Origin of the sequence: Pseudonocardia sp. (assembly GCF_025465255.1) — a bacterium.
GTDB lineage: Bacteria > Actinomycetota > Actinomycetes > Mycobacteriales > Pseudonocardiaceae > Pseudonocardia.
In genome coordinates, this window is record NZ_JAODNI010000050.1 from 22,883 (window position 1) to 31,631 (window position 8,749).

An 8,749-nucleotide genomic window follows, 5' to 3' on the forward strand; every position below is an offset into this window, starting at 1 on the left:
TCAGGTGAACCCTCCGGACACCACCGCCGCGCTGGATCTCGCCGCCTTCGTGGCCGCGAGCCCCTCCCCGTACCACGCCGTGGCGGAGGCGGTCCGCCGTCTCACCGCCGCCGGGTTCACCGAGCAGCAGGAAGCCGGGGCCTGGGAGGACGGTCCCGGCGGCCGCTACCTGGTGCGCGACGGGACCCTGCTCGCCTGGTACGTGCCGGCGGGCGGCGAGCCGGGCGCGCCGCTGCGGGTCTTCGCCGCGCACACGGACTCCCCCACCCTGAAGGTCAAGCCGAACCCGGACTCCGGCGCCGCCGGGTGGCGCCAGGTCGGCGTCGAGATCTACGGCGGCGCGCTGTGGAACTCCTGGCTGGACCGCGACCTCGGGCTCGCCGGCCGCCTCGCGCTGTTCGACGGCACGACGGTCCCGGTGGACGTCGCGCGTCCGCTGCTGCGCGTCCCCCAGCTCGCGATCCACCTGGACCGCCAGGTCAACCAGGGTCTGACCCTCGACGCGCAGCAGCACATGCTGCCGATCTGGGGAATCGGGGACGTGCACGAGGGCGATCTCCTGGAGTTCCTCGCCGCGGAGGCCGGGCTCGCCGCGCGGGAGATCGCGGCGCACGACCTGGTCACCTACGACCTCACGCCGCCGGCCACCCTCGGCCGGGACGACGAGCTGCTCGCCGCCCCCCGGCTGGACAACCTGGCGTCCGTGCACGCCGGGCTCGACGCGCTGGTCCGCGCCGCGCGCGAGGAGATCTCGACGATCCCGGTGTTCGTCGGCTTCGACCACGAGGAGATCGGCAGCGGCTCCGCGACCGGGGCGGCCGGCCCGCTCCTGGAGACGGTCCTGACCAGGCTCGCCGGTGGTTTCGACGCCCGGGGCGCGGCGTTCTCGCGCTCGCGCTGCCTGTCCGTGGACGTCACCCACGCCGCCCACCCGAACTACCTGGAGCGCCACGACCCCGCGCACCGCAGCATCCCCAACGGCGGCCCCTCGCTGAAGGTCAACGCGAACCAGCGCTACGCCACGGACGCGCCGGGAGCGGCGGCCTGGCACCGGGCCTGCCGGGGCGCCGGGGTGCCGACGCAGACGTTCGTCGGGAAGAACACGATGCCCTGCGGCACCACGGTGGGACCGATCGTCGCGACGCGGCTGGGGATCCGGACCGTCGACGTCGGGATCCCGGTGCTGTCGATGCACTCGGCACGGGAGCTCTGCGGGGTGCAGGACCCGGCGTACCTGGCGTCGGCGGGGGCCGCCTTCCTGGCCGATCCGATCTGATCCACACTTCCGGTTGACGGGAGCCCGCGCACGGGGTCACCGTTGCCCCGTCCGATCCGCGACGACGGGGAGAGGCCGATGACCAGCACAGCCGCCGACCAACCCATCACCAGGCTCGCCCGTTCGCAGCGGCGCAGAGCCGTCCTCGCCTCGACGGTCGGCACCACGATCGAGTGGTACGACTTCTTCCTCTACGGGACGGCCGCCGCCCTGGTCTTCCCGAAGCTGTTCTTCCCCGGCAGCGACCCCTACGTCGGCGTCCTGCTCGCCTTCGGCACCCAGTTCGTCGGTTTCGCCGCCCGCCCGATCGGCGCCGCGATCTTCGGTCACTACGGGGACCGCATCGGCCGCAAGTCCACGCTGATCACGACCTTGCTGATCATGGGGATCGGCACCGCCCTGATCGGGATCCTGCCGACCTACGCGGCGATCGGGATCGCGGCACCGATCCTGTTGACGGTGCTGCGGCTGCTGCAGGGCGTGGCGGTCGGCGGCGAGTGGGGCGGCTCGGTCCTGCTCGCGATGGAGTGGGGCTCGGTGAAGCGGCGGGGGTTCATGGCGAGCTGGCCCCAGGTCGGGGTGCCGCTCGGCCTGCTCCTGTCGACGGCGATGGTGCAGCTCATGTCGTCGACCACGGGCCCCGCGTTCGAGACCTGGGGCTGGCGCGTGCCTTTCCTGGCGAGCGTCCTGCTCGTCGGCGTCGGGCTGTACGTCAGGCTGCGGGTGCTGGAGAGCCCGGAGTTCGCGGCGGTCAAGGAGAAGAAGACCGTCGTGAAGCAGCCCGTGGTGGAGGTGCTGCGCACCCAGTGGCGCGAGGTGCTCGTCTCCGCGTTCGTCCGGCTGTCCGAGCAGGCGCCGTTCTATCTCTTCATCACGTTCGTGCTCACCTACGGCACGCAGCAACTGAAGCTCGAGCGCAGCAGCCTGCTGACGGACACCCTGATCGCGGCGGCCATCGGGCTGGTGAGCGTGCCCCTGTTCGGCTGGCTGTCCGACGTGATCGGCCGCCGGCTCATGTACGGCATCGGCATCGTCTGCACGGCGCTCTACGCCTTCCCGTACTTCGGCCTGCTCAACACCCGGACCGCCGGCCTGGTGCTGCTCGCGATCGTCCTCTCGCTGATCTTCCACGACATGCAGTACGGCCCCCAGGCGGCGCTGATCGCCGAGTCCTTCGGGACCAACATCCGCTACAGCGGCGCCGGGCTCGGCTACCAGCTCGCCTCCGTGATCGCCGGCGGTCCCGCACCCCTGATCGCGGCGGCGATCCTGAAGAACACCGGATCGAGCACCGGGATCTCCTGGTACATCGTCGGCTGTTGCGTGGTGGCGATGGGCGCGTTGCTGCTGATGCCGCGGCCCGCCGACAGCACACCACCGTCCGTGGAGGCGGCCCGGGCGCGCGGCTAGCGCGATGACCGCGAGGGTTCGCCGGGTGATCGCGGTGAACCTCCATGGTCGCCGCGCTAGCGTGCAGGGGTGATGGACCTCTGCTTCCGCACAGCCCGGGAGATGGCGAGGATGCTCCGCCGCCGCGAGATCTCCGCCCGCGAGCTGGTCCAGGCGCACCTGGACCGGATCGACGCGGTGAACCCACAGGTCAACGCCGTCGTCACCCTGGTCCCGGAGCGCGCGCTGGCCGAGGCGGACGCGGCCGACGCCCGGCTCCTCGCCGGCGAGCCGCTCGGCCCGTTGCACGGCATCCCCATGGCGCACAAGGACACCCACGCGACGGCCGGGATCCGCACCACCTCCGGCTCGCCCCTGCTCGCGGACTTCGTCCCGGGCGCCGACGAGCTCGTGATCGAGCGCATCCGGGCCGCGGGCGCGATCACGATCGGCAAGACCAATGTGCCGGAGTTCGCGGCCGGCTCGCACACGTTCAACCCGGTCTTCGGCGCCACCTACAACCCGTACGACCTTGCGCGCAGCGCCGGCGGCAGCAGCGGCGGCGCGGCGGCCGCGCTGGCCTGTGGCATGCACCCGCTCGCGGACGGCAGCGACATGGGCGGCTCGCTGCGCAACCCCGCGTCGTTCAACAACGTCGTGGGCCTGCGCCCCGCCCCCGGCCGCGTGCCGACGTACCCGAGCGTCCTGGCCTGGTCGACGATGGCGGTGCAGGGCCCGATGGCCCGGACCGTCGGTGACGCGGCGCTGCTGCTCTCCGTCATGGCCGGCCCGGATCCGCGCTGCCCGATCGGCATCGACGTCCCGGGCTCGCTCTTCGACGTCCCGCTCGAGCGCGACCTGACCGGGCTCCGGGTGGCCTGGACGCCGGATCTCGGCGGCCGCGTCCCCGTCGACGACGAGGTCACGGCCGCGCTGGAACCGCAGGTCAGGGTGTTCTCCGACCTCGGGGCGCAGGTCGAGGAGGCGTTCCCGGACCTGCGCGGCGCGGACGAGGTGTTCCGAACCCTGCGGGCGTGGCAGTTCGCCGCGGCGTTCGGCCCGCTGCTGGAGCGGCACCGGGACACGCTCAAGGACACGTTGGTCGCGAACACCGAGGAGGGGCTGGCGCTCACCGGTCCCGACCTGGCCCGGGCGGAGACGCTGCACGGCGTCCTGTTCGGGCGCATGCGGGAGTTCTTCACCCGCTTCGACGTGCTGCTGCTCCCGGTCTCGCAGGTCGTGCCGTTCGAGGTGGGGATCGAGTTCCCGAAGGAGGTCGCGGGCGTCGCGCAGCCCTCGTACCTGGACTGGATGGCGTCGGCCTACCTGATCTCCGCGACGGGGCACCCGGCGATCTCGGTGCCCGCCGGGTTCACACCGGGCGGGCTGCCGGTGGGGATGCAGATGGTCGGCGGGCACCGCGGCGAGCTGGAGCTGCTGAAGGTCGCCGAGGCGTTCGAGCGGGCGACGCGGTGCGGGGAGCGGCGGCCGCCCGGCGTGTGATCGTCTCGCGGTGGCGGCTCCGGGGTGCTGTGCTGGGAGGATGACAGCCGATCACGGGCTCTTCGGGCCGGACTCCGTCACCTGGCGCGTCCATCTGGAGCCGGTCCTGTGGGTCGCCGGGATGCGGGCGCTGCTGCTGCAGGCCCTGCATCCCCGGGTGATGCGCGGGACCTACCAGAACTCGGCGCTGTTCGACCCGAAGAAGGCGTGGAGCCGGTTCGAGCGGACGGTCGAGTTCGTCGGCACCCGGACGTTCGGGTCGCTCGCCGAGGTCGAGCTCGCGGCAGCCCGGGTCCGGGCGCTGCACGGCAAGCTCCGGGGGTTCGACCCGGACACCGGCGAGACGTTCCGCATCGACGCCCGGGACGGGCTGTTGTGGGTGCACTGCGCCGAGATCGACTCCTACCTGGACATCGCCCGCCGGACCGGGCTCGTCGGCGGCGCCGAGGCGGACACCTACGTCGCGGAGAACGTGCGGGCCGCGGAGGTCATCGGCCTGGACCCCGCCGACGTGCCGGCGAGCCGGGCGGAGCTGCGGGACTACTTCCGGCGCGTCCGCCCGGAGCTGTACCTCACGGACGAGGCGAGGCGGGCCGCGCAGAACCTCTTCCTGCCCCGCGGCGAGGCCCCGGCGCAGGCGAAGGTGCTGATCTCCACGGTGTCGACGCTCGGTTTCGCGACCCTCCCCCGCTGGGCCCGGCGCCTCTACAAGCTGCCCGGACTGCCGACGACGGACCTCGGGTCGTCCCTGATCCTGCGGGGTCTGCGGACCGCGACGGCGGTGCTGCCGGACGTCCCGGCGCCGCCGGAGATCCAGAAGGCCCGACGGCTGGTGCGCGCGGCGCGATGAGTTCGGGCCCGGTCGCGGGTCTCCCTTGACGAGAGCACGATCCGGGAGGCACGCCCGGGCTCCGACGCGCTGGACTCGCTGCGCCACCGCCGCTCCGCCTGACGATCACGGCATACTCGCAGGTCCCGCCTCCGAGAGGACACAGCCCCATGGCCGGCACCACCCGCTTCTCGACGACCGTGGAGCTCGGCGGTAGGACCGCCACCGGTTTCGAGGTTCCGCCCGAGGTCGTCGACACGCTGGGGGCCGGGAAGCGGCCCGCCGTCACCGTGACCGTCGGCGGGCACACCTACCGGAGCACCGTCGCGGTGATGGGCGGGCGCTACATGCTGCCGCTCAGCGCCGAGAACCGCACCGCCGCCGGGCTCTCCGCGGGAGACGCGGCGGACGTCGAGCTGGAGCTGGACACCGCGCCCCGCGTCGTCGAGGTGCCGGCGGACCTGGCGGCCGCGCTGGACGCGGAGCCGGCCGCCCGCGCGGCGTTCGACGCGCTCAACTACAGCAACCAGCGCCGGCACACCCTGTCCGTCGAGGGCGCGAAGACCGACGCGACCCGCACCCGTCGGGTCGCGAAGGTCGTCGAGACGCTCCGCGCCACTTGACCACCGAGCCCACTCTCAGGCGCTGTCGACGTTGCCGGGCGTGCGCAGGAGGTCGTCGACGAGCCGGGGCAGCAGGGCGTCACGGCTGAAGCGGCGGCCGAACTCGGCACAGGCGATCAGCTCGCGGAACACGAGCTCGGCGACGACTCCCGGGTAGAGCCCACGGGCGCGGAGCGCGCTCTCCGGGCGAGGACCTGCTGCGGATGATCGAGGTGGACGAGGTGCTGGGCCGTCATCCCTCCCCCTTCTCTCGTCGCGTGCCCCGAGCATCTCGAACAAGGTCGAGGTGTCGCAGGTGTGAGATCTACGTAGTCAGCGTTGACGACTGCGTGCCACGCTCACCCGACTGCGAGAGGAGGTCGGATTGATCCGCGAGGCTGAGCTGTTCGTGATGGCGGAGCAGGTGCTCGTCGAGGTGATCGGCCGGATCCGGCACGAGCACTGGCGCATCGTGGTCCCCGCGATGTTCGACATGCCCGGTGCGGACCTGGCCCTGCGAATGAAACCGCTGGTCAACCACTACGCCTACGACGACTCGTGGGTGCCGGACCTGCTGGCCGGCCGGACCATGGAGGACGTCGGCAAGGACCGCTTCGACGGCGACCTGCTCGGCTCCGACGCCGCGGCCGCCGTCGCCCGCATCTCCGGGCCGGCCTGTGCCGCCGCCGCGGAGGTGACGGACGGGGACGCGATCGTCCACTGCAGCTTCGGCGACGTCGCGGCGCGGGACTACTTCTGGCAGCTGAACATCGCCCGCTGCTTCCTGGCGCACGACGTCGCGATGCACCTGGGGTCGCGGGCGTGCCCGCTGACCGAGGAGCTGGCGCGCGGGATGTGGGAGGGGACGGCGCCCCAGGCGGAGGCGTGGCGATCCATCGGGATCTTCCGAGAGCCGATCGAGCCGGTCCCGGCGGACGTGTCGTGGCGGGACAGGTTCCTGATGATGGCGGGGCGGGATCCGCACCCGCTGGTGGAGCACTGGCCGTCGCGGAGCCGTTGAGCCCGACGCCGGCACTTCCTCGACCAGGATCGATCGGTCTTCGTGGTGGACGCGGAGCCGGATCGTCAGACGCAGCCCGCCGTGGACCTGGCGGAGGCGGAGGGATCCGAACCCCCGGTCCCTCCGGGACTCTCGCTTCGAAGGCCCCCGGGGTAGGCGGTCCGGGGGCAGTTCCGGCGGGTCAGTGGCGCGGACGTGTTTGTCTGCGTTCGCCGGCTGGCGGTCGGCTCGAATGTCACGGTTGTGGTCAGGGCATCCACCGGTAACTCTGCGACACACGATCATCGGCCGTGGTGATCCTGCTGGTGCGGGCGGGTAGCGTCGGCTCCCATGGCCGATCAGAGTCTCAGCGAGCAGGCCCGTGAGGCCGTCCTCAAGGCGATCATCAAGGCAGCACCGAACGTGGGCAACAGCCCGGCAGGAGTCCGCGACCTCGCCGAGGCGTACGCCCTTCTGGAGCGGGATCTCCTCCCCGTTGCCGGCGTTGTGAAGAACAAGACGTGAACAGAGCCTCCGCGGGACGCTCGGGCTGGTGGTCGACGACTTGCTTGTGCTCGGGGTCCCGCCGCACGTGGTCTAGGCGCACGGCACCCTCACCGAGAAGGCAGCGCCGGCCCGGCTCAGGGAAGCTGTTTCCGGCGAGTTGATGTCAGCGGTTGATGTCAGACCGTCCGTCGAGACCAACCATGATCGGCCGGCCGCGTCCTGACCTGGCGGAAGCGGAGGGATTCGAACACTTCCGGCAGGCCGGCAGCACTGAAAAGGAAGACGCCTCGCAGATCCACGCGGCACAACTGTGTGTGACCCGGTTTCCACAACCCGCACCCGGGAACTACCGCATGTTCATCCAATTCCAAACCAACAACACGCTTCACACTGCGTCCATCACGGTCACCGCATCCTGACAGGCGGGTGTCAGAACGGGTCGTATTTGATGCAACCCTCACCCGGTGACGCTTGGTTGGTGTTGTCGCAGGTCGCGCTGTACGGAACGTTGTGTCGGTACCTGCGGGTCGTCTCGATGAGGTCACCCAGGTTTCGCCACAAGCGGCCGTCGCGGTCCGGCCGCCCAACTGATCACCCACGCCATGACTCGCCCTGGCCTCTGCCAGCGGTTCCCGCGATGCGCCCACCCCCGATCCGCCGAACTTCCCCCGGCCGATCCCCGGGTAGTAGCCGTGGCCGAGGACGATCGGTCTCGAATTTCCGGCGGCCAGCGTCCATGCGTTCGCCCCGTTGTTCCGGTATCGATGGCTACTATGACCACACGGATCGACGTGCACGCCCACTTCGTGCCCGACTTTTACCGGGACGCGCTGGTGGCTGCCGGCCATGACCGCCCGGACGGCATCGCGGCCATCCCGGCCTGGGACGAGCAGGCGGCGCTGCACGCCATGGACGAGCTGGACATCAGCAGCGCCGCGCTGTCCATCTCCTCGCCGGGTGTGCACTTCGGCGACGACGCGGCCGCCGCCGAACTGGCGCGTCGGTGCAACGACGAGGCGGCCCGGCTGGTCGCCGCCCACCCCAGCCGATTCGGGTTCTTCGCCTCGCTCCCACTGCGCGACGTGCCCGCCGCGCTGACCGAGCTGGACCGGGCGATGGGTGAGCTGGGCGCGCTCGGCGCTGTGCTGGAAACCAACCACCATGGCCAGTACCTGGGCGACAGCGCACTCGAAGAGCTCTACGCCGAGCTGGCCCGCCGGGGCGGCGTGGTCTTCGTGCACCCGACGTCGCCGTCCTGTGGGGCCGAGCTGGCATTAGGCTTCCCGAGCCCGATGCTCGAGTTCATCTTCGAGACCACCCGGTCGATCACCAATCTGGTGATCTCCGGCGTGCTCGAGCGCAACCCGGCGCTGAAGGTCATCGTGCCGCACGCCGGAGCGGTGCTGCCGGTGCTAGCCAACCGAATCGACTTGCTGCTGCCAATCCTGGGCGAGCCCGGCGCCCCGCCGCCGCCCGGGATGCGCGCCGCGCTGCGCAAGCTGTACTTCGACCTGGCCGGAGCGCCGGTACCCGAACTACTCGGCGCGTTGCTCTCGGTGGCCGACCCATCGCACATCATGTACGGCAGCGACTGGCCGTTCACCCCGCTCGCGGCGTGCCAGGCACTGGCCGAGCGGATCGAC

The 8,749-nt window shown here is 71.5% G+C and carries 8 protein-coding genes; all 8 read left to right on the top strand.

Features of this window, described 5'->3' with window-relative positions; translation table 11 throughout:
* Positions 1 to 4 precede the first annotated feature (4 nt).
* The gene (locus JWP64_RS05065) at positions 5 to 1,276 is read left to right on the top strand and encodes a M18 family aminopeptidase (protein WP_297492844.1); all 1,272 of its coding nucleotides are present in this window, start codon (positions 5 to 7) and stop codon (positions 1,274 to 1,276) included.
* 78 nt (positions 1,277 to 1,354) lie between these two features.
* Positions 1,355 to 2,686 carry an MFS transporter gene (locus tag JWP64_RS05070; protein ID WP_297492847.1) on the top strand — a complete coding sequence of 444 codons (1,332 nt, stop codon included), beginning with the start codon at positions 1,355 to 1,357 and terminating at the stop codon, positions 2,684 to 2,686.
* Between the two features lie 72 nt (positions 2,687 to 2,758).
* A complete protein-coding gene (locus JWP64_RS05075; RefSeq protein ID WP_297492864.1) occupies positions 2,759 to 4,168 on the top strand; it encodes an amidase in 1,410 nt (469 codons plus the stop codon).
* Between the two features lie 40 nt (positions 4,169 to 4,208).
* On the top strand, positions 4,209 to 5,018 hold the full coding sequence (locus tag JWP64_RS05080; protein ID WP_297492849.1) for an oxygenase MpaB family protein: 810 nt from the start codon (positions 4,209 to 4,211) through the stop codon (positions 5,016 to 5,018).
* A 149-nt stretch (positions 5,019 to 5,167) separates the two neighbouring features.
* A complete protein-coding gene (locus JWP64_RS05085) occupies positions 5,168 to 5,620 on the top strand; it encodes a YdeI/OmpD-associated family protein (RefSeq protein ID WP_297492853.1) in 453 nt (150 codons plus the stop codon).
* Between the two features lie 364 nt (positions 5,621 to 5,984).
* Positions 5,985 to 6,620 carry a hypothetical protein gene (locus JWP64_RS05090; RefSeq protein WP_297492855.1) on the top strand — a complete coding sequence of 212 codons (636 nt, stop codon included), beginning with the start codon at positions 5,985 to 5,987 and terminating at the stop codon, positions 6,618 to 6,620.
* A gap of 330 nt (positions 6,621 to 6,950) precedes the next feature.
* The gene (locus JWP64_RS05095) at positions 6,951 to 7,124 is read left to right on the top strand and encodes a hypothetical protein (RefSeq protein ID WP_297492858.1); all 174 of its coding nucleotides are present in this window, start codon (positions 6,951 to 6,953) and stop codon (positions 7,122 to 7,124) included.
* A 755-nt stretch (positions 7,125 to 7,879) separates the two neighbouring features.
* A partial coding sequence (locus JWP64_RS05100) for an amidohydrolase family protein (protein ID WP_297492861.1) occupies positions 7,880 to 8,749 on the top strand: 870 nt, incomplete at its 3' end.

Bases quoted from the DNA above. Each gene is read 5' to 3' on its own strand.
- JWP64_RS05070 (WP_297492847.1), top strand. From the start codon at position 1,355: ATGACCAGCACAGCCGCCGACCAACCCATCACCAGGCTCGCCCGTTCG.
- JWP64_RS05095 (WP_297492858.1), top strand. From the start codon at position 6,951: ATGGCCGATCAGAGTCTCAGCGAGCAGGCCCGTGAGGCCGTCCTCAAG.
- JWP64_RS05075 (WP_297492864.1), top strand. From the start codon at position 2,759: ATGGACCTCTGCTTCCGCACAGCCCGGGAGATGGCGAGGATGCTCCGC.
- JWP64_RS05080 (WP_297492849.1), top strand. From the start codon at position 4,209: ATGACAGCCGATCACGGGCTCTTCGGGCCGGACTCCGTCACCTGGCGC.
- JWP64_RS05085 (WP_297492853.1), top strand. From the start codon at position 5,168: ATGGCCGGCACCACCCGCTTCTCGACGACCGTGGAGCTCGGCGGTAGG.